At 30.5% G+C, this 22,173-nt stretch carries 19 protein-coding genes; 8 read left to right on the top strand and 11 right to left on the bottom strand.

All coding sequences use genetic code 11. From position 1 onward, the window contains the following. Positions 1–3: 3 nt before the first annotated feature. Genes C7447_RS12775 through C7447_RS12790 form a run of 4 tightly spaced genes read right to left on the bottom strand, consistent with a single transcriptional unit; the run spans position 4 to position 3,378 of the window. Entirely contained in the window at positions 4–591 is a 588-nt protein-coding gene (locus C7447_RS12775; RefSeq protein ID WP_148870897.1) for a SprT-like domain-containing protein, read from the bottom strand. Next, entirely contained in the window at positions 591–1,283 is a 693-nt protein-coding gene (locus tag C7447_RS12780; protein WP_148870898.1) for an SDR family NAD(P)-dependent oxidoreductase, read from the bottom strand. The genes C7447_RS12775 and C7447_RS12780 overlap by 1 nt, the downstream gene beginning before the upstream one ends. Beyond that, positions 1,270–2,400 (bottom strand): M48 family metallopeptidase, encoded by a 1,131-nt coding sequence (locus C7447_RS12785; RefSeq protein WP_148870899.1) that lies wholly within the window; start codon positions 2,398–2,400, stop codon positions 1,270–1,272. The genes C7447_RS12780 and C7447_RS12785 overlap by 14 nt, the downstream gene beginning before the upstream one ends. 6 nt (positions 2,401–2,406) lie before the next feature. After that, a complete protein-coding gene (locus tag C7447_RS12790) occupies positions 2,407–3,378 on the bottom strand; it encodes a YjgN family protein (protein WP_148870900.1) in 972 nt (323 codons plus the stop codon). Between the two features lie 114 nt (positions 3,379–3,492). On the opposite strand from C7447_RS12790, the gene C7447_RS12795 reads away from it, so the two are divergent. Further along, entirely contained in the window at positions 3,493–4,776 is a 1,284-nt protein-coding gene (locus C7447_RS12795; RefSeq protein WP_148870901.1) for a metal-dependent hydrolase family protein, read from the top strand. 403 nt (positions 4,777–5,179) lie between these two features. On the opposite strand, the gene C7447_RS12800 is transcribed toward C7447_RS12795, so the two are convergent. Further along, positions 5,180–6,688, bottom strand: a complete 1,509-nt coding sequence (locus tag C7447_RS12800; RefSeq protein WP_148870902.1) for a hypothetical protein — start codon at positions 6,686–6,688, stop codon at positions 5,180–5,182. Positions 6,689–6,691: 3 nt separating this feature from the next. After that, on the bottom strand, positions 6,692–7,732 hold the full coding sequence (locus C7447_RS12805; protein WP_148870903.1) for a glutaminyl-peptide cyclotransferase: 1,041 nt from the start codon (positions 7,730–7,732) through the stop codon (positions 6,692–6,694). A gap of 195 nt (positions 7,733–7,927) precedes the next feature. Here C7447_RS12805 and C7447_RS12810 point away from each other — a divergent pair, with 195 nt between their 5' ends. The 3 genes from C7447_RS12810 (at position 7,928) to C7447_RS12820 (ending at position 10,918) form a co-directional block, all read left to right on the top strand. Next, positions 7,928–8,179, top strand: coding sequence for a type B 50S ribosomal protein L31 (locus C7447_RS12810; protein ID WP_148870904.1), 252 nt, complete (start codon positions 7,928–7,930; stop codon positions 8,177–8,179). Between the two features lie 97 nt (positions 8,180–8,276). Further along, positions 8,277–9,806 carry an FMN-binding glutamate synthase family protein gene (locus tag C7447_RS12815; protein ID WP_148870905.1) on the top strand — a complete coding sequence of 510 codons (1,530 nt, stop codon included), beginning with the start codon at positions 8,277–8,279 and terminating at the stop codon, positions 9,804–9,806. A 5-nt stretch (positions 9,807–9,811) separates the two neighbouring features. Further along, the gene (locus C7447_RS12820) at positions 9,812–10,918 is read left to right on the top strand and encodes a class I SAM-dependent methyltransferase (RefSeq protein WP_148870906.1); all 1,107 of its coding nucleotides are present in this window, start codon (positions 9,812–9,814) and stop codon (positions 10,916–10,918) included. A 1-nt stretch (position 10,919) separates the two neighbouring features. On the opposite strand, the gene C7447_RS12825 is transcribed toward C7447_RS12820, so the two are convergent. Both C7447_RS12825 and C7447_RS12830 read right to left on the bottom strand, forming a co-directional pair. Further along, the gene (locus C7447_RS12825; RefSeq protein WP_148870907.1) at positions 10,920–12,089 is read right to left on the bottom strand and encodes a histidine decarboxylase; all 1,170 of its coding nucleotides are present in this window, start codon (positions 12,087–12,089) and stop codon (positions 10,920–10,922) included. A 218-nt stretch (positions 12,090–12,307) separates the two neighbouring features. Then, a complete protein-coding gene (locus C7447_RS12830; RefSeq protein WP_148870908.1) occupies positions 12,308–13,324 on the bottom strand; it encodes a Gfo/Idh/MocA family protein in 1,017 nt (338 codons plus the stop codon). 367 nt (positions 13,325–13,691) lie between these two features. On the opposite strand from C7447_RS12830, the gene C7447_RS12835 reads away from it, so the two are divergent. The 3 genes from C7447_RS12835 (at position 13,692) to C7447_RS12845 (ending at position 16,414) form a co-directional block, all read left to right on the top strand. Beyond that, on the top strand, positions 13,692–14,036 hold the full coding sequence (locus tag C7447_RS12835; protein WP_246143073.1) for a hypothetical protein: 345 nt from the start codon (positions 13,692–13,694) through the stop codon (positions 14,034–14,036). Positions 14,037–14,124: 88 nt separating this feature from the next. After that, complete coding sequence (locus C7447_RS12840; RefSeq protein WP_148870910.1) at positions 14,125–14,679, top strand: hypothetical protein; 555 nt, start codon at positions 14,125–14,127, stop codon at positions 14,677–14,679. Positions 14,680–14,686: 7 nt separating this feature from the next. Continuing rightward, positions 14,687–16,414 carry an FAD/NAD(P)-binding protein gene (locus tag C7447_RS12845; protein ID WP_148870911.1) on the top strand — a complete coding sequence of 576 codons (1,728 nt, stop codon included), beginning with the start codon at positions 14,687–14,689 and terminating at the stop codon, positions 16,412–16,414. A gap of 84 nt (positions 16,415–16,498) precedes the next feature. On the opposite strand, the gene C7447_RS12850 is transcribed toward C7447_RS12845, so the two are convergent. Both C7447_RS12850 and C7447_RS12855 read right to left on the bottom strand, forming a co-directional pair. Further along, positions 16,499–16,984, bottom strand: coding sequence for a YciE/YciF ferroxidase family protein (locus C7447_RS12850; protein WP_148870912.1), 486 nt, complete (start codon positions 16,982–16,984; stop codon positions 16,499–16,501). Positions 16,985–17,119: 135 nt separating this feature from the next. Further along, positions 17,120–18,652: a GH3 family domain-containing protein gene (locus C7447_RS12855; RefSeq protein WP_148870913.1), complete on the bottom strand. Its 1,533-nt coding sequence runs from the start codon at positions 18,650–18,652 to the stop codon at positions 17,120–17,122. 270 nt (positions 18,653–18,922) lie between these two features. On the opposite strand from C7447_RS12855, the gene C7447_RS12860 reads away from it, so the two are divergent. Continuing rightward, entirely contained in the window at positions 18,923–20,560 is a 1,638-nt protein-coding gene (locus tag C7447_RS12860) for an ABC-F family ATP-binding cassette domain-containing protein (protein WP_148870914.1), read from the top strand. 460 nt (positions 20,561–21,020) lie between these two features. Here the strand turns inward: C7447_RS12860 and C7447_RS12865 are convergent, their stop codons facing one another. Further along, complete coding sequence (locus C7447_RS12865; protein WP_148870915.1) at positions 21,021–21,662, bottom strand: DUF1801 domain-containing protein; 642 nt, start codon at positions 21,660–21,662, stop codon at positions 21,021–21,023. Between the last annotated feature and the right edge of the window lie 511 nt (positions 21,663–22,173).

Consider the following 22,173-nt stretch of genomic DNA (forward strand, 5'->3'; position numbering starts at 1 on the left):
GTTTTACTCAACAAGTAAAACTTCTACATTCTGATTAAAAAGATACACACGTTTGTTTGCTAAATTTAAGCACTCATAACGTGTTCTTCTCTTTATTCCGCGTTTATAGAGTTTACTTTTAAACTGAAAAACGCTTCCTTTTGGAAGCTCAAAGATAAAGCTCTTTCCGGTTTCTGCCATACCTCCTCGTAAAGCTAATGATAAATTTACGTCGGCATCTGTACTTGCCTTCGGATTTTTTAAATAATTAGCTAGATGAGGTAGTACATTTTGAGGATAAATTTCAGGTTGTAAAAAAGGCAACATTAAATGTTGAAAAACAGTTTTCCATTCCTTACCATGTGGTTGAACACGACCGAATTTTTTATGTGTTACATGATGAGAAACTTCGTGGATTAAAGTCAGCAAAAACTGATGCTCATTTAAATTATTATTAACAGTAATTTGAGTACTTCCGTTAGGAAAAGTTCTAAAATCACCATGTTTGGTGTGTCGTTGATTTACAATTTTTAAATTGATTTTATGCTCGATAATTAAATACTCAACTAACGGAACAGCTTTTTTAGGGATGTGTTTGTAAAGAATTTGCATTAAGGTGTTGAACTCGAAACTTGTAATACTTTTCCGTTGTAAAATTTATTTCCTGTAAGGGCAAAATTAAATATATAATCGGCCATTTCTTTTGCAGATAATGGAGCAATATAACCTGGAAAAGCTTCTTCTAACATTTCTGTTTGCACAGCTCCTAAAGCCAATACATTAAATGCTATTTGTTGTTCTTTGTATTCTTCTGCTAACAACTCTGATAATGTAATTACAGCTCCTTTTGCCGAACTGTAAGCCGCTAAACCAGGAAACTTCATGCTTCCTTGAATTCCTCCCATACTGCTAATAGTAACTACATGACTTCCTTTTTCCATAAATGGAAGTAGGTTTTTAGTCAATTCAGCAACAGCAAAAACATTTACTTTATACACTTCTAAAAAATCATCTGAAGTTAATTTTTCAAATGGTTTATTAATGAGTTTACCAGCATTATTGATTAGGATGTCTACTTTTTGCCAATTTAATTTTACAAAATTGACTGCTTTCATTATGTCATTTACATCAGATAAATCTGTAGAAATGAGAGTGATATTTTTATGATTTAAACTTTCTAGAGAGTTTGTTTTTCTTGATAAAGCTAAAACGTTGTAACCTGCATTTGCAAATTGTTTAGCGAGTTCAAGCCCAATTCCTCTACTGGTACCAGTAATTACAATATTTTTATTAATAATTTTCATTTAATAGATCGTCATAACTTTTTGTTTTCTCTTCAGAAGAAAAAGAATTTTTAAGGTCTAGCCATTTTTCTTTTAAAATCTCATTTTGTTCAAAGCTTTCTTGTTTATCGGCAATTTTCTTAGTGTATTCAATACGGTCTTTTAGCATTGGATGACTATCTAAAAAAGAAGGAATATCTCTCGAAGTTTCTTTTTTTAGAAGTTGAAACAATTCAGGCATTCCGTGTAAATCTAGATTGTTTTTTCGCATCATTTCTAACCCGAAAATATCGGCTTCTTTTTCTAAACTTCGTGTAAAAGAGAGCTGAGAAAATAGATGCGCATTTTCACCAATAATAGCAGTTATACTGTTAATATCACCAAATAAAACAGAGACAAAGATAGCACTTGATAAGTTGCGAGATACATTTTTTAACACATGTCTGTTATTTATATGTGAAATTTCGTGACTAATTAAAGCGGCAAGTTGATTTTCGTTTTCAATTTTTTTTAATAAAGAAGAGTATATTATAACTTTTCCTCCAGAAATTGCAAAAGCGTTTAGATCATCGTTTTTAACAACGTGTGCTTTTATTGGAAATTCACTATCTATTTGCATGGCATCTACAAAATACTGTAATTTTTTTGATTGTTGATAGTCAATCTCCCAATCGGGAGATAATGCTCTATAAACATAATTACCAAAAGTAATAACACGTTCTTTCGGTAAGTTTTTAGCAAAATTAATAGCGACAGTTGGTATTACATAAAAATACATACCTGCGGCAAAACCAACAATTGCTAATAGTAATAAAGTAATAGATTTATTGCCTGATTTATGTAATAAAATATCTATTTTATTGTTTAAATTTTTATGAATGCTTTTAGAAATGTATTCAATAAAAGTATTGTCTGAACTTTCAATTTTCTGAAATGGAAAAGTTTTTCCATATGTGAAAGCAATTAATCCTTTGGTAAAAACTTCTGATTTTTGAATATCTTCAATTTTCCAATGCACTTCTTTATGTAAACCATTTTCATCAGTAAATAAAATCCTCCAATCTGTTGTATTTGGATGTACTGATGCTAAATACGTTTTTGATGATTCTCCGTCAAAATAATTTGCTTTAAAAGACATTGATTGTTATATTAAATCAAAATCTAAAAAATCTAAGAAATCATCACCAGCTGCATCATCATAATCATCATAAGAAACTTGCTGAATGCTATTGGTATCTAAGCCTTCTTCAATTTCTAAAAAGCGGAACATAAATTGAAAGGTACGAACAATTACCCAAGGAGTTGCAATACCAAATGTGAACACGATTAATAAAGAATTCACTACAAAAAGTTCAAAGATATCACCAACTTTCATATTGAATTTAAAGTTTACTTTTTTGCCGTTTTGTGTAATTTCTGTATTGTCAGCATAAAATTTCCATAAGTTTTTAAAATACCAAAAAGAATAAATTCCAAGTGTAGGATAAACAAACAAAATCATTTTAATGTTAATCCAAAATAATGATTCTCCTTTTCCTTTAAAATCAAAAGATAAATTACCAAAGCGCATATGGCTCAGAATATATTTTCTAATATCTACAGAAAACCATGCGCCGTATATTCCTAGTGTAAATACTGTTAAAATAGCTCCTACTATAAACTTCCAAAACAACTCCATTTTGTCTCCTAAATACTTAAAATGTATACCTTTCCACGAACTTCTTGAAGCTCTGTAACGAGCAGCTCCATGTATAGCAAAAGGAATAATCAATAAAAAGAAAAGGTAAAAAACACCTAAAGCGATAAAAGTGGTTATTTCGTTTTCGGTTTGAATCCCGTAGAATAAGAATCCGTACAGTAATATAAAGATGATGTAAATTTTTATAAATCCTCGAAACACTTCTTTACCCGTTGCATGAAATGTAAAACGCGCTTTGTCTAATTCGGTAGATTGGTAGTGATATTTTAATTTTTCAACTTTTGCCCAAGGATAATATATTCCTAATGTAACAATTGTTAAAAGCAAATTTTTAAAGTAAATGATAGCAAACTCACTACCTTTTCCGAAGTATTTAAAGCGTTTTTTTTCGGTGTTTAAACCAGATATAATTTCCATTATCTTTTGGGGATTGATTAGAAACCAAAAATGCAATTTTATTTTGTGTTTTACAAATAACACTTTGTTTGTATAAAATTTGATACTTTTATAAAAACATAATCCCTATTTAATATGAAAAAAATAATTGTTTTTCTCTCTTTTTTATTAATGATTAATAGTGTAGTTGCTCAAAATACATATGTTTTATGTGGAAAATTGATTGATACAAAATCAGGAGAAATAAAAACAGAACAAACTATTGTTGTTAATGATAATAAAATTATTGATGTTATAAATGATTACGTAATGCCACGTAATACAGTTGATAAAATCATTGATTTAAAAGATAAAGTGGTGATGCCTGGATTAATTGATATGCATGTGCATATTGAACAAGAGTTTAATCAAAAAACACGATTGAATAGATATATTTTAAACGAGGCAGATATTGCTTTTAACTCAGTTGGTTTTGCCAAAACGACTTTATTAAACGGATTTACGACAGTTAGAGATTTAGGTGGAACTGGAGTTAATATTTCGATTCGAAATGCAATTAACGCAGGTAAAATTTTAGGACCAAGAGTTTTTACTGCTGGTAAATCATTAGCGACAACCGGAGGTCATGCAGATCCCACTAATGGAAGTAGTAGAGAGTTAACTGGTAATCCTGGACCAAAAGAAGGAGTTGTAAATAGTGTTGAAGATGCAAAAAAAGCAGTGCGACAACGGTATAAAAATGGAGCCGATTGTATTAAAATCACAGCTACAGGAGGAGTGTTAAGCGTTGCGAAAAGTGGGGACAATCCACAATTTACCGTTGAAGAAATAAAAGCTATCTGTGATATGGCGAAAGACTACGGAATGCATGTTGCAGCTCATGCTCATGGAGACGAAGGTATGCAGCGAGCAATACTAGGAGGCGTAAAAACTATAGAGCACGGTACATACATGAGTGATAAAACCATGGAGTTAATGAAAAAATACGATGTGTATTTGACGCCAACAATTACAGCAGGAAAAGAAGTAGAGGAGAAGGCAAAAGTAAAAGGGTTTTACCCTGAAATTGTTGTGCCAAAGGCATTGGCTGTGGGACCACAAATTCAAGGAACGTTTGCTAAGGCTTATAAAAAAGGAGTAGGAATAGTTTTTGGAACAGATGCAGGTGTTTTTAAGCATGGGAATAATGGAAAAGAGTTTGGTTATATGGTTGAAGCAGGTATGTCTGCAATAGAAACGATACAATCAGCTACAATTACACCTGCTAAAATTTTAAAAATGGAAAATGAAATAGGACAACTTAAAAAAGGTTTTTATGCTGATATTATCGCGGTTGATGAAGATCCAGCTCAAAATATTAAGACCATGGAAAAGGTAGTTTTTGTAATGAAAAACGGAGTTGTATATAAAAAAGATTAAAAATTAATTATTTAAATAAATAAAAAAAGTATACCTAATCTAATAGGTATACTTTTAAACTTAATAGTTTCCCCCGAAACCATTGCACTCAATTAAAAAAAACTAATAGTTTCCCCCGAAACCATTATACTCAATTTAAAAAAACTAATTGAAATTTTAAAAAGAGCTATTAACCAATTTATAGTTAATAGCTCTTTTAAATTAAACCAAATTAACCACTTGAAATTATTGTAATTAAAAGAACTTGTAGTAAAGATAGAAAGAGAAGTTTTTTAATTTTTAATAATTCGATGGATGGTGATATTTGGGAGTTTAATAATAGATATAGAGTAGTTAAACGGAAAACTTGAACTAATAAAAATAGATTTATTAGTTGCTTTTATTTATTATTTCTAAATAATAATTATTGAAAAGATATATGCTGATAAGCACCAATATCTGGATTGCTAGTTCTATCAGTACCTAAAATATCTAATGAAATAGTTGTTGGCGTGGCTTTATTGATTGCGTCACTTTCTTCACCAATAATAAATTCATTAAAAAAAACACTTTTAAAACCTGGAGTTCCATTTAAAATGATATTTTGGTAATGAGTAACATCGTCAAATTTTAGTTCGTCGTTATTGGTGTATAAACCATTTATATCATTGAATCTAATAAGACAATTTGAGAGGTTATAGTTAAATAAGCTGCCATCTATTTTATCGAGAACAAATTCAATATTATTATTTCCTTCTATAATACAGTTGGTAAAAGTAGCTTCTTGTAAATCTTGAGTTTCAATAATTTCTTGTCCCATATCATTTTGATTTACAGAGAAATTATTTATCAAAACAGTGGGGAGTCGCCGTAAACTATTACTCCAATAATTAGCAAAAGTAGAATGAGTAAAGTTATAAGTGCCACCAGCAGTTCCTGCAAAAGAAGCTTGCCCCGCACTTCCTATAACAACATTATTTCCTTCAATGTTGGTTTGGCTTCCTAAAATACCGAAGTTGACATGATTATAAACCTCTGTATTTTGAAGTTTTAATGTTGGAGTAGTAGCTGAACCAAGACTATCTACTAAAAAGCCAATAACACCGTTTTTAATTTGTGCGTGATTTACTTCATTTTCTTTACTTCCTGCTCGCATCCAAATAGTTCCCCATTGTCCAGGAATTCTGCTAAACGAACTTTCCAGTCTGTCTCCTTCAAAAACTACTTTTTCATCTAACGTTCCATTTACTTTTAGAGTTGCATCTCTATCAACAATCAATCCTGAATTATCATGAAAATGAATTTTAGCTCCCGCTTCAATAATTAATGTTTTGTTTGATGGAATTGCTGCATAACCATAAATAACATAAGGTTTGTCTTTGGTAAATATAAGTTCGCTGTCTTCTAAAAAACGCCCTTTTATAGTTGTAGGTTCTCCATCTAAAGATAAACTATCAATCTTCATAGAAATAGGATCCTTATCTGGAAATATAAATGTAGCATCTTGAACTAAGGTAACTAAGTCTACATCTTGTTGATTGTTTCCGTTGTCGAACAAAATCCTGTCGGTATAAAGTGGATCAGGAATATTGCTAAAATCAATAGTTGTTTCAATAAAAACATACATACTGTCATTGGCAAGAAGATCAATATTTTCAAATGATTTTCCTGGTTTTCCATCTACATTTAGGCGATAATTTGAAGCTGTACCATTTTCTAATGTAATTTGTGGAATGGTAATAGCTTTATTACTACGATTATATACTTTTAAATTATAAGTAGCAGAACCAATATTGGTAAAAACTGTATCTAAAAAAACAGTGTCTCTAGAAAATTCCAATTGACCAAAACTAGCAATAGTAGTAAAATCTTTTCTACAAGAACTAACAGTTGTAATAATAATTACGGCTAAAATTGATAGAAAATACCTCATTTACTATCGTTTAATCAACTCAATTTCAAATAATTTACTCCAGTGTTTTCCAGTAACAAATAAACGCTTGCTTTTTGAATCGTAAGCAATTCCGTTTAAAACGTCATCACTAACGTCTAATTTTTGATCTTTAGCTACAATATCTCTTAACCCGTTGAGGTCAGCAACACCTTCAATCACTCCCGTTTCAGGGTTAATAATTACAATCGAATTTTGTTGCCATTTATTTGCGAAAATTTGTCCGTTAACAAATTCTAACTCATTTAAATTGTCAACAGGATATTTATCTGTATAGGCTTGGATATTTCTTTTTTCAGCTTTAGTAGTAGGATCTAAAAACCAAATTTTATTAGTTCCATCCGATTTAATGAGTTCAGTATCGTTATGTGTTAAACCCCAACCTTGTACACTTTCATTATAGTTGAATTCACCAATTAGTTCAAAATTAGATAAGTTATAAGTAAACCCTTTATTGGCTTGCCATGTTAACCAGTAAATAACATCGTTAAAAATAGTCATACCTTCTCCAAAATATTTTTTATCTAAATCTTTTTGTTGAAGAACTTTTCCTGTTTCAAGATTCACTTTTCGTAACCAAGATTGACCTCTACGCCCCGTTGTTTCGTATAAAAAACCATCATGATATTCTAAACCTTGTGTGTAAGCGTTTTCATCGTGAGGGTAGGTATTAACAATTTTGTAGTTATATACGTTAGGAGCTATGTCTGCTACTACTTCAATTGAATTATTTACTTTTTTAACCTTTCCTGGGTAAAATGCTAAGGCAGTTACTGCATGTTTACCTACACCTAAAGTTGAAGTATTTACAGTAGCATTTTCTGTTTTAGTTAAACGTTTTCCATCAATAAATAATTGAACGCTGTCAATTTTATTTCCTTTAATTTGTTCAAAAGAAATAGATGCCTCTTGCCCTAAAGTAACTTTTTGAGTAGTATTTAATTTGAATTTATAACCTGTTTCACTGCAGGAAGTTAGTAGTAAAAATACTGATAAAAAGAATGTTAGGTTTGAAAAAATACGCATATTTGTAGTGTTAAATTCTATTTTATTCGTTTTCAATACAAATAAAGCAATTTATTTGTTTGCAAATTCAAAAAAAGGGTTAAATTTGCACCCTCAAATAGCCATTGCAGGTTTTTTGATATTTTTGAAGTGTTTTAAACTTTACCAATTTTAAACAATTCAATCACAAAATTAAGATTTTAAAATTATACAGAGATGAAAAAAGGTATACATCCAGAAAATTATAGAATGGTTGCATTTAAAGATATGTCTAATGAAGATGTATTCTTAACGCGTTCAACTGCTAACACTAAAGATACTTTAGAGGTAGATGGTGTTGAATATCCATTAATTAAATTAGAAATTTCAAGAACTTCTCACCCATTTTATACAGGTAAGTCTAAATTGGTTGATACAGCAGGTCGTATCGATAAGTTCAAAAACAAATACTCAAAATTCAAAAAATAATTTTGACGTATTAACGATATATAAAGCTCTAGCGACTACGTTAGAGCTTTTTTTTATGCATAAATTTTCTGTACATTAGACCACAAAAATTAATAAAATGAGAAATACGATCTTAGCTGTTTTTATAATAGCTACAGTTAGTTTTGGAGTGTTGACCTATTTTTTTCTTAATGGAACTACGGTTTCATTTTTAACTATCAGTTTCTTTCTTACTTGTATTGCTATCTATGATGCTTTTATTCAAAAAAAACATTCTCTACTACGTGCTTTTCCAGTAGTAGCAAGATTACGATGGGTTTTTGAAGAGGAGCGCGAAAAAATACAACAATATTTTATTGAAGATGATTTAAGTGGAACACCTATTAATCGTGAAAAAAGAAGTTTAGTTTATCAAAGAGCAAAAACAGAAATAGAAACAGTTCCTTTTGGTACCCAACATAATGTGTATGCAAAAGGGTATGAGTTTATAAAACATTCGCTTTTTCCAACAGATCATCATCATATAGCTGGAGATCGTGTGGTTTTTGGTTCAGATAAGTGCGCTCAAAAATACAATGCTTCAATTATTAATATTTCAGCAATGTCTTTTGGTTCGTTGAGTAAAAATGCTGTTATGGCTTTAAATCAAGGAGCTAAAATGGGAGGTTTTGCACATAATACAGGTGAAGGGGGAATATCTTCATATCATTTACAAGGAGGAGATTTAATTTTCCAAGTTGGTACTGGTTATTTTGGTGCTGGAAAAACGGTGGATGGAAAACGAGTTTTCGATGATGAAATTTTTAAACAAAATGCGATTCGACCAGAAGTGAAGATGATAGAAATTAAGTTTTCTCAAGGAGCAAAACCAGGTCATGGGGGAATTTTGCCTGCCAAAAAAAACACAGAAGAAATTGCTAAAATACGTTCGGTAGATCCATTTACAAGAGTAGATTCTCCTCCTGGTCATTCCGCTTTTTCAAGCTTTGAAGGAATGATTTCTTTTTTACAAAAAGTAAGAGATTTAAGTGGAGGTAAACCCGTAGGAATTAAATTTTGTGTGGGTAATAATGAAGAAATAGAGGAAATGATAAAAGCATTTGCAGAAGCGAATAACTATCCTGACTTTATTGCTGTGGATGGGGGAGAAGGAGGCACAGGTTCTGCACCTATAGAATTTACAAATTATGTAGGAACTCCCTTATTGGAAGGTCTTTCTTTTGTTAATAAAACCTTGTTAAAATATAACTTAAAAGATAAAATTAAAATTATTGCAAGTGGTAAAGCGATCGATGCTTTTGATGTGGTAAAGTTTCTTGCTTTAGGGGCAGATGCTATTGGTATGGCGCGTAGTTTTATGTTAAGTTTGGGATGTATCCAGGCACGAGAATGTAATTTAGATACTTGCCCTGTTGGTGTGGCTACGCAAGATGAAGATTTAGTGGAGGCTTTAGTAGTTGAATATAAAAATGTTCGTGTTAAAAATTATCATGATAAAACAATCGGAGCTGTAAAAGAGCTTGTTTCGGCGATGGGGAAAAACTCAATCAAAGAAATAAAAGCTACTGATGTTTTTAGAAGGAATAAAGGAGGAGAAATTACTTCATTAGATAAAATTTATTATTCTGAAGAAGTCTTAATATCGTAAACTCGTTGGAAGAAAAACTTCAAATTGATTCTAAAGTCTTTGTGTTAGAGCGTTACCCTGTAACAACAGATAAGTCGTTAAGGGCATGGAGCAATGCAGAATTATTAGCGTTAGATTTTATTGCTGATAAAAATATTGATAACATTCATTTGTTTAACGATCGTTTTGGAGTTTGGAACTGCGTTTTACACGATAAAAAATTAACTACTGTTTGGACCTACGCAAGTCAACAAAAAGCAATTTGTAAAAATTTAGAAAGAAATAATTTATCTGCGGATGTTGTTTTTAAAACTCCTTTAGACGCTTTGAATAAAGTTAATGTAGCTCTGATTAAAATTCCGAAATCATTAGAATTATTCGAGTTATTTTTACAACAGATTTATAAGAGTTCTCATGAGGAAACAGAGGTAGTTTGTGGATTTATGCTCAAGTATTTTAGCCCATCATTTTTAAAAATTGCTAGTATTTATTTTGAAGAAGTTGAACAATCGAAAGCATGGAAAAAAGCACGGTTGTTAGTTCTTAAAAAACCTAAAAAAGCCCCTTCCTCTATACTTAGATTAACGGAAGAACTCATCAACACTCTTGAGTTTAAAGGAAAAGAATTAAAACAATATTATGGAGTATTCTCATCTGGAAGTATAGACATAGGAACGCAATTTTTTTTAGAAAATTTAAAAGTATTTCCGCAGGAAACAAAAGTATTAGACTTGGCTTCTGGTAACGGGGTGATTGCTTATCAAGTAACTGAATTAAATTCTAAGGCAGAAGTAACATTAGTTGATGATTTTAATTTAGCGATTGAGTCATCAAAAATTAATTTAAAAGATAGAAAAGCAAAGTTTCTATGTGCCGAAAACTTATCTAGTTTGCACAATCAAAATTTTGATTTAGTGGTAAGTAACCCGCCATTTCATTTTGAGTACGAAAATAATATCGAAGTAACTTTATCTCTTTTTGAAGATGTAAAAGCGTGTTTAAAAAACAACGGACGTTTTTTATTGGTAGCCAATACACATCTCAATTATAAAACACATTTAAATAAACTTTTTACTGAAGTTACTGTAGTCAACTTCAATAAAAAGTTCGAGATTATAGAATGTATAAAGTAATTTAACTCAACGAAAAATCATACGAAAATTCATCTTCGGAGAAAGCATCTGTAGTATTTTTAAGATCGTTTACAAATTCGTCAATTTGAGTTTTGCTAACATTTGGCATACAAATTACATGTGAAATATTTCCTTCAGTAGCTAATTGCCATTTGTCTTTAATCCTTTTTGGTGTTTTAGGCAATACAACAGTAATTGCATTTGGGTTCCTCCAAGCATCAATACCAATAGATTTTAACTGAGCTTCACAATATTCTGCAACTTCCAAACTTTGCTGATAGCGTTGTTTTAGCCCCTCAATTCCTAATCGTTTTAAAGCATACCATAAAAATAAAGGAGAATGTCCGTTACGAGAACCAGTAATTGTAGTGTCGAAAGATCCAATATAAGAAATCCCTTTAGCGATTCTATCTCTGTTTGATCTTTTTGCAATTAATACACCTGTAGGAATAGGAGAGCCAATAAATTTATGCCCGCTAATAGAAATACTGTCGGCACCGTCCATAAAATCGAAAGGCAAACGAGGTTGCATAAATGGACCAAAAGAACCAGCTAATGCTGCGTCACAATGAATATAATGATCTTGTATAGCTAAGTTTTTTAAGATGTCTTTAACTTTGGAAACGTCATCTTTGGCTTCCTTCATAGTGGTGCCAAAAGTAGTTAATACAATTACAGGTTTATGACGATTCATTCGAACGGTATTCTCAAAATCTTCATAATCCATTTCTCCGTTAGGTTGCGATTTAATTACAATACTCGGAATGTTTAATAAATGAATGTTTTTTCGTACGCTATAGTGAGTAGATTCTGAATAATACACCATGGCTTTTGGATATAATTCACGAGCAAGGTATAAACCGTATAAATTACTTTCCGATCCTCCATTGGTTACATAACCCCAAAAGTCTTTCGGATTTGCTCTAAAAATTTTTGCGAAAAAAGCAATTACTTCACGTTCCATTTCATGCGTTTGTACACGATACGTTCCATGTTCAAAAGGATCTCCTAAATTATTAATTGGAAATTGGAAAAACGTATTCAATTCAGAATAATCAAAATCTTTAGAAACAGGATAGCCTAAAAAAGTATCTCTTGCTGTGGTTAAATCTTGTTTTAAAGTTTCTAATTGTTGTTGGTCTTCAGAGCTTAATTGTGATGTATTTGCCATTGCCTAAAAATTTCAGTAGACAAAAGTAATGTAAAGTGTATTAAAGAAGTGTTTTTAATAATAAAGTTAGATTATTTTTCTTTTATAATCGTATTATTATGAATTAAAATCTAAGTAAATTGTTCTAAAGGTGTTTTTAGAGAAAATTTTACTTCTAAAGAAAAAAGGTTTTCATTATCGGTTTAATAAACGTCTATTTTATGTTGGTAATAAATTTTTTAGCTTTCTAAAATTTCTAACTGTTGTATGATTTGTTTTTCAGATACCATATAGGGCTTTCCATCTCTAATGGTATTATAAACATTATCAAATACATGCATATAGGAAGATTTTGGAGATATTATATTTTCCTGTTTTTTTGTTCCATCCTCTGAAAATGAAGTAAATACTCCATGTTTGTTAGATTCCTCTTTACCGTATAGTGGATTTGTAGGAGTCATACCTTCTAGTAATTGTTTTTCTTGAACGTCAGCACGTTGTTTAATGTAAGTACCTTTTGTACCATGAATAATAAATGCTGGTTGAGCTTCGGCAACTAGCATACTCATTGTGATAAATACTTGCATTCCTGTTGAATACAACAGGTGAATATGAGCATAATCATCTACTTGGGTTTTTGGACGGAAATACCCCATGTTTTTTCTCCATTCCAAAGGATTACCAAAAAGAGAAATTACTGCATCTAATAAATGTGGACCTAAATCATAGGTTAAACCACTCCCTGGTACAGGCGTTTCTTTCTCCGCTTTAGGTCCAATAAAATACCTGTATCTATCATACCGAAGATGAAACTCCACTATTTTTCCTAATTTACCAGAGTCTATAACTTTTTTTACTGATAGGAAGTCACTATCGTAACGTCTATTTTGATAAGGTAGAATGCAACAATTATATTTCTTAGCTTCTTTAAATAGTTGCTTGGCTTCTGTAGAGTTGATTGTAAATGGTTTTTCCATTAATACATGCTTTTTCATTTTAATTGCTTTTAAAGCGAACTCAAAATGGGTAGCATTAGGAGTATTAACTATCACTAACTCTATATCAGGATCTGCTAAAAGCTCATCCACCGAGTCGTAACTAATTATGTTGGGATAAACGATATGTGCCTTCTTTTCATTTCTTTCTACCACAGCGTGTAATTCGAAATTATTATGTTCATTTAAAAAAGGGGCATGAAATATTTTTCCTGACATTCCAAAAGATAAAATTCCTGTTTTTATTGTATTCTTAATCATTATTGTAAGAGGGATTCTTGTAAATTACTACGAACATATGGAAGGAATATTTAGCTATATCAGCAGCGAATATTCATCGATAGCTAAGTTCAATAAAAATAGATTAAGAAACAAACGAAACTTTCAAATACAAACAACTGGAAAATATTATGAATAAAGAAGGAAGAACTTTTAAGTCTACAGACAGCTGGAGGAGAGTTCTTTTTTTGATTTTTATTTAGAAACTGTATTTTATAAAAATAAGCCTTAACTTGATTCCATAGTTATATGTTTTAGAAAAATTTTAGGATTCGAGTTAAAATTATTATCAATAGCGTTAAGGTTTTATCTGTTTAAGCTATAGTTTTATGGAATAAAAAATATAATAATGAAAGAACAAGCCAAAAATGAATTAGACTATATTAAGTTATATGAAAAAAAAGGATATACACATAGTTATAGAGTTACTAACGGAAAGTTAAAGGATAACAATACAGGGGAAAGCTTTTTTGCTAAAGAAGTTTTTATTTTGGCAGAGCATAGGTATGAAGGGATGAGTAATCCTTCAGATATGTCAATATTGTATGTAATAAAAACGCATGATGGTAATAAAGGGACATTTTTAGCAGCTTACGGACCAACAGCAGATACAGAAAATGCTGAGTTTTTTAATAATATCCCTGAAGAAAATATTTCAAACTCAGAAAACATTGTTTTAAATGACAAAGAATAAAAGAAATAAGCATGCAAAGTAAATTAGATAAGTTGTCATTACTTTTTTCTGTTTTATAAACGAGTCTAGTTATTAAAAAAAAGAAAATATGTCAAATTATCATATAATTCCACAGTCTATAAAAAGAGAAGTAAAGTTAGCATTTAAATACTTTCCGCAATTAGAGGAGACTAAAATTACTTTTAAATTCAAAAGAAACATTAAAAAATCTACAATGCAGGCTCAGCCTACTTTTAAGAGTTTCTTTACTAGTCGAAAAAACAGAAGCTACGTAGTATTAATTAGTAAAAAATTTAAAATTTCTGATAAAGAATTTTTAACAAAAAATATTCCTCCAGATATTTTAATTGGTTGGATTGGACACGAGTTAGGGCATATTATGGATTATCAAAATCGTAGTAAAATGAACTTAATTTGGTTCGGGATTAAATATTTGTTATCCGACTCTCATATTGTAAAAGCAGAGCGAGCAGCAGATAGTTTTGCTGTATCTCATAGAATGGAAGACTATATCTTAAAAACAAAAGATTTTATTTTAAATAATGCAAAAATTTCTGAATTGTATAAAAAAAGAATTAAAAGATATTATTTATCGCCAGAAGAAATCATGGTTTTAGTAGAAAGCAGAAATAGGGATAATTGATCTGATAATGAAAAAGATAGCAATTGTAGGATTTGGGCCGAGAGGTTTAAGCGCTTTAGAAAATTTATTTATAGAAGTATCTCTCCGAAAGTTACAGACTAAATTTCATGTTACACTTTTTGAACATACTAATCAATTGGGTTCAGGAAAAGTTTGGGATATAAAGCAATCAGGAGTCAATTGGGTGAATATTTCTGAAAGAGCTTTAAAAGAATTGGAAGGGAGACAAGAAATAATAATATATAATATGAAAATACCTTCCTTTCCTTCTTATACAGAATGGTTACCAAATAAAGACAAAAATTTAAAAAATACTGAAGCAGATAGGTTTCCTCCAAGAAAAAAGATGGGGGAATATTTATCAGAGAGAAGCGAATCTATTGTTGAAGTTTTAGAAAAAAATAAATTTGTAACTGTAATTAACACTCTTATTTCAAATGCAGACTTTCATAATAATAATTTAGTTTTAAAAGATTTGTACGGTAATTCTTTTACGTTTGATGAAGTGTTACTCACAATTGGTCATCAACCTACTAAAATTGATGAAGATATTGTAAAATATCAAATTGAATCAAATAATAATTTTTTTTGTTTTCCAGAGCCATACCCTTTAGATGATATTATAAAGTCGAAGGAAATAGAAAAAGGAAAAAATATTGCAATCAGAGGTTTTGGTTTGGCAATGATAGATGTTGTTAGAGCATTAACAATCGAAAAAGAAGGAGTCTTTAAAATTGAAAACAAGACTAATTTTGAGTCAAGATTTATTAAAAGTGATTCTGTTCCAAAACAAATTATTCCTTATTCTTTAGATGGTTTACCAATGGCACCAAAACCGTTGAATGCTAAGTTAGATAGTGTTTTTAAAATCTCTGAAAAACAAGCTAAGCTTTTTGAAAAAGAAATAAAAAAAGTAGCAAGAGGAGTAAACAAAGCTAAAGGTAATTTATTTCTGAAACGGATTATGGCAAAAATAAGTGCAGAAATTTTTATTAATCTAGAAAATAATATTTTATCAAAAGAACTTAGTAAAGAAGAAGTAGACAAAATTATTATTAGTTGGTTGTCTGATATTGATTTTAAACATGAATTAATTCAAGATATCGATTGTAGGACAGATGTGTTAATTGAGTCTTTTGTGAAAATGGCTTGTGGTGAACGCTCAATTTCTTTAGATTATTGTGTCGGACAGGTTTGGCGACATTGCCAACGAATATTATACAGCGAATTTTCACATGCCCAAGTTTCAGAAGAAATAATAGCATCTGTAATTGAATTAGATGAACAAATGAAACGATATTCTTACGGACCTCCAGTAGAAAGCATGCAACAACTTCTATCTTTATTAAAGGCGAATATTTTAAATTTAGATTATTGCAATAATCCAAAGATAACTGTATCTAAGAATGGATTAATGTTTAAGAATAAAGAGGAAAAAATTAAAGTTGATGTAATTATAAACAGTGTTTTGAGTCCGCCAAAATTGATGGAAGTTACTTCACCAATCATACAAAATTTATTGAGGAATGACCTTATAAAACCAATTCACTCCGAGTTAGGAATCCACACTAGAGAAGATGCAACTATTGTCAGCGCAGATAAAGAAAATAATATTCCGTTATCAGTTTTAGGAAGGTTATCTAAAGGAAGTGTTATTGGTGTTGATGCAATTCTTGAATGTTTTGGTTCACGAATTAAAGATTGGGCAACAGGTGCAGTTAATAGAATGAACTAATAAAATTAAGTTATAGACAGTATAATCTACAGATAAAAAAACTGGTGATATCACCAGTTTTCTGATAAATATGATTTATCTCTATTAACTTTTTGCTTTTTCATTAATTCTACTTTTGGCAATTTTATCTAAAAGGCCATCAGCATCATATTCCTGATTTAATATTTCTTGTAATTTTGTAGCGATGGATTTATGTCCTAATTCTTTAGCATAACGAACGGCTGTTCCGTAACCAGAAATTTCATAATGTTCTATTCGTTGTGCACAGGCAATTAAACCAGCATCTTTAACGTCAGAAACAGCATCTTCTTTAATCATGCCATCACATTCTTCAATTAAACCCTCCATAGCCTTACATTTTGTACTTGTAGGATTAATATCCAACTCATCACAAATAGCATGTACAGTTTCAAATTGTTTTTTTGTCTCTTCTAAATGATCAGTAAAAGCTTTTTGTAATTTTTTATCAGTCGCTGTTTTAACCATTTTTGGTAATGCTTCAACAAGCTGTTTTTCTGCTGAATATAAATCTTTCACTTCGTGTTCGAATAAATCTTGTAAAGTTTTCATGTTCTATATTTTTTTTGATTAATTATTTTTATTCAAAATTAAAGTAGTTATATAATTATTCTTTGCTCATATAATAGAATCTTTAACTCGATTAAAATTTATGTTAAAAGCTTTAAATCAATAAAATAGAAAATGTTAGAAGTTATTGTTTTTTGCATATTCTTCCCATTCTCTAAATTTTTTTTCTTTCATAACACGTGCCATTTTTACTTGCCCTCCTTTTTTCTTATTTTTTCCACTCCAGTTGTAAAAAATGTCAGGAGAAATTACAGATACTTTAACGCCTTTTAAAGCTTTGCTTCTTGCTACTTTATAATTCTTGTTAGCTTCTTTTAGAAATAGGTCAAGTTCATTAGCAACCTCTTCATTATTGATGTCTTGAAGTTCAGAGCCTAAATACCAACAATGGTAAAATTCGCGATCTTCTAATCTTTTAGCACAAATTGTATATTCTGGGATTGTGGTTTTAAACTTTTTTTCCAAATGTTTCATTGCATCATCCATTTTGTTTACAGAAAGTTGTGACCCAACGGTGTTTAAAAAGAATTTTGTTCTACCAGTAATTTTTATTTCTGCTTTTTCTACATCAGTAAATCTTATTGTATCACCAATCAAATACCGCCAAGCTCCACTTACCGTACTTATAATTAGAATATAATCTTGGTTTGGTTTTACATTTTGTAGGCTTAATGAAGGAGCTCTTTTCTTTAAAGAGCCATCTTCTTTTATATAATCCGGATGAAAAGGCACAAATTCAAAATAAATCCCATGATTTGTATTTAATTGCATTGCATCTGTTTCTGGACGAACTTGTGTTGCTATATATCCTTCTGAGGCTAAATAAGTGTCAATAACGGTAACAGGTTTTCCCATTAAAGCATTAAAACTTTTTTCATAAGAACCAAATGCAACTCCACCAGATGTATAGACTTGTAAATTTGGCCAGATTTCATGAATGTTTTCTAAATTATGGTGTTCAATAACTTTTTGAAGCATTAATTCTATCCAAGCGGGAATTCCACTTAATGCACCAATATCCCAGTTCTTAGCATTTTTTGCAATATGCTCTATACGCTCATCCCAATCATCAATTTTTGCGATATCCTCTCCAGGCTTATAATAACCTTTAAACCAAAACGGAATATTACTTGCGCTAATTCCGCTGATTTCACCTTCTAAATGATTATTTCTTTCTTTTAAATCTGTAGAGCTTCCCAACATCATAATTTCTTTTTCAAAAAAATCTGCAGGTAAATCAAAATGGCTTAAAGCTGAAACCTGTTTGATTCCAGATTGTCTAATTGCTTCAATCATATCATCTGTAACGGGAATTCTTTTACTAGATTTCCCTGTAGTTCCTGAGCTTAATGCAAAATAAGATGGATTTTCTGGCCATGTAACATTTTCTTCTCCTTGATGTAGTTTGTTCCACCATTTTTTATTGATGGAATTATAATCAAAATAAGGAACTAGGTCAGCAAAGGATTCTTGAATGTCATCGGATAATAAAATCGCATCAAAATGATATTTTTTTCCGAATTGTGTATTTTTTGCTTTTTCTAAAAGGTTTTTAAGTACTTTTTCTTGTGCTTCTATATGATTTGTTTCTGATGAAAGAGTATCTTTTAGATTGATAAAACCTTTAATAATATTTCCAAGTATAGCCATTTTGTTTAAATTTTATTCAAATGTCGGATTTTACAAAAATAAATTTTAACTCAAATCATTAAAAGGTTGATCCAATTGCTATTTGGCTTCATACGGTTTATGTAACAATTAAAATTATAACCAAAAGTGTTAAAGCTTTATGTGTTTTAATTATAGTTATTACGATAATAAAAAAATATTTAATTATGAATGAACAAGAGAGAAACAAACTAATTTTTTAATTAAAACAACTTACACTTTTCCTACTTTTGCAGCTTTAAAAATTAGTACATGATTTCAGTTGATAATTTAGCTGTAGAGTTTAGTGGTTCTACTTTATTTAGTGATGTAAACTTTGTAATTAATCCTACCGACAAAATTGCTTTAATGGGTAAAAACGGAGCAGGAAAATCTACAATGATGAAAATTGTAGCAGGAGAGCAAAAAGCGACAAGAGGAGGTGTTCGTGCACCCAAAGATGCTGTTATTGCGTATTTACCTCAGCATTTATTAACAGATGATGACTGTACAGTTTTTGAAGAAACAGCTAAAGCATTTAAGCATGTATTTGTAATGCGCGATGAAATGGAGCTTTTAAATAAAGAATTAGAAACACGTACCGATTACGAAAGTGATTCGTACATGAAAATTATTGAAAGGGTTTCTGATTTAGGTGAAAAATACTACGCTTTAGAGGATGTAAATTACGATGCTGAGGTTGAAAAAGCCTTGAAAGGATTGGGTTTTAAACAAGAAGATTTTAATCGTCAAACCAATGAGTTTAGTGGTGGTTGGCGTATGCGAATTGAATTGGCAAAGATTTTATTACAAAAACCTGATTTAATTTTATTAGATGAGCCAACAAACCATATAGACATTGAATCGGTTATTTGGTTGGAGGATTTTTTAGTAAATAAAGCCAATGCAGTAATGGTTATTTCGCACGATAAAGCGTTTATCGATAATATTACCAATCGTACTATCGAAGTAACTATGGGGCGTATTTACGATTACAAGGCTAATTATTCTCACTACTTACAATTAAGAGAAGAAAGAAGATCTCATCAAATAAAAGCATACCAAGAGCAACAAAAATTTATAGCTGATAACAAAGCGTTTATTGAGCGATTTAAAGGAACGTATTCTAAGACAAATCAAGTATCTTCGAGAGAACGAATGCTCGAAAAACTAGAAATTATTGAGATTGATGAAATAGATAATTCAGCATTAAAGTTGCGTTTTCCGCCAGCACCACGTTCGGGAGATTATCCTGTAACGGTTAAAGATGTTTCTAAGAGGTATGGAGATACTGTAGTTTTTAAAGAGGCAAATATGTCGATTGCAAGAGGTGAAAAAGTATGTTTTGTAGGACGAAATGGGGAAGGGAAATCAACAATGATTAAAGCTATTTTAGATGAAATTGAGGTAGAAGGAACTTGTCAGTTGGGACATAATGTTAAAGTAGGTTATTTTGCACAAAACCAAGCTTCTTTATTAGACAACGAACTCACTATTTTTCAAACGGTAGATGAGGCTGCCGAAGGAGAAGTACGTACACAGATTAAAAATATTTTGGGTCGTTTTATGTTTAGTGGCGACGATTTAGATAAAAAAGTTGGTGTTTTATCTGGAGGAGAAAAAACAAGATTAGCTATGGTTAAATTGTTGCTAGAGCCTGTTAATCTGTTAATTTTAGATGAGCCTACCAACCACTTAGATTTAAAATCGAAAGATGTGTTAAAAGAAGCGTTGTTGGCATTTGATGGGACGTTAATTTTAGTATCACACGATCGTGCTTTTTTAGAAGGATTATCTCAAAAAGTATTTGAATTTAAAGACCAGCGTGTTATTGAACATTTTGAAACCATAGATGCGTTTTTAGAACGAAATAGAATTCAAAGTATAGAAGCTATAAATTTGATGAAGTAAATATTCGAATATTATATAAAAAAAACCGAGTAAGGAGTTGCTCGGTTTTTTTATATAACTGTTTATACTATTTTTTTATTCTTTCTCTTAAAAAGGAATTTTAGCCTTAAACTTTTTAAGACTTCAAAATCTTTTTATTTAACTGGTTTGTGGCACATAAAAAAACAATAACTGCTATAACCGTTTCCAATTACTAAGGTTTTATCCGTTTTAATTTTTAAAATTTTAATTTGAAAGATTCGCTGTAGTGTCTAATTACTTTATAGTTTTTATACATAATAGTGTTAAATTATGTAGCTTTTTTAGAACGGGTCAATATTGCAGGTAACGTGTTTGTGTATGATTAGTGGCGTGTTTAAGTAACTAATTTAGCAAATAAAAACCGAATAGAAAATCCGCGAGGATTTTCGTAAATAGACTAGAACTAGCCATTAATTATACACTTTGTTGTAAAACGTTTTTATTTTTCCAATTGTTTATGCGAACCGTCACAATTAGGCATTCGTTTTGATAATCCACAAATACAATCATTTAATCCTTTTCCGTTAAAAATTCTATCCATATTTTTTTCTATTCTAGATATTCGAGTTTTTGATTGTTTTGATTGTGCAAAGTGTAAAAGATAACCTCTTTTTCTACCTTCAGTTAGATTATTAAAGGCACTTTCAAAGTCAGAACTTTCTTTGAATTTTGTCATTAGTTCTTCAGGAATCTCAAAGTCAGATGTTTGCTTTTTCTTTACTTCTATTCCTGCTTTTTCTACTTCAACAGCTTCAAAAATAAAGGCTTTTATCTCAGCCGTCATGTTTTCAATTTCGCTAAAATGTGTAAACCTTATTTGACGTGTTGCCTGCACGTTTTCCGTTTGCTGGATCAATATGTTATGTGTGTCTTTCAGTAAAACACCTTTGAAAAAATTAAGTGCACAATATTCTTTAAAACCATGTATAATTAAGATATTGGACTTTTTATATGTGTAACAAGGGACACCCCATTTTAATTCTTCAGTTAAGCCGCAATCAAGAACTAAGCTTCTTAACATCTCCATTTCTTTTTGCCATTGGACGGCATTGCTTAAAAATTCATCAACCTTTGGATTCATATTTTTCTATTTCGAATCTTTCTTAAATGTTGCTCAACGTGTTTGTATATGGTTTGTTGCGTGGTTAAGCACCTAATTTAGCAAATAAAAACCGAATAGAAAATCCGCGAGGATTTTCGTAAGTAGGCTAGAACTAGCAATTTTTTATATACGTCTTAAGTTAGCAATTGTTTAAATTTAGAGTTATAAATCAGAAAGAAAGAAGCGTAGAATAAGGTTATGATATACGTGGAAACCTAGATTTGGTCAACATTGATAATCCCTACGCTTTTACTACTTCAAATTCGTTCAGTTCTGTGAGAGTTAGATCTCGATTTTAAGTTGTTGAATTGTAGGTAGTTCTTTCTTTCCAATCTTTTTTTCTTATGGATAAAAATAAACAATTTTTAGGAATCGACGTTAGTAAAGAAGTTATAGATGTGTATGATTCTCAAGGAATTTGGCATCAGTTTAGAAATGACGTTTCTGGTTTTAAGAAGTTACTCGCTATTACTAGTAGCTTAACGCATTG

The sequence above is a fragment of the Tenacibaculum adriaticum genome (assembly GCF_008124875.1).
Classification (GTDB): domain Bacteria; phylum Bacteroidota; class Bacteroidia; order Flavobacteriales; family Flavobacteriaceae; genus Polaribacter; species Polaribacter adriaticus.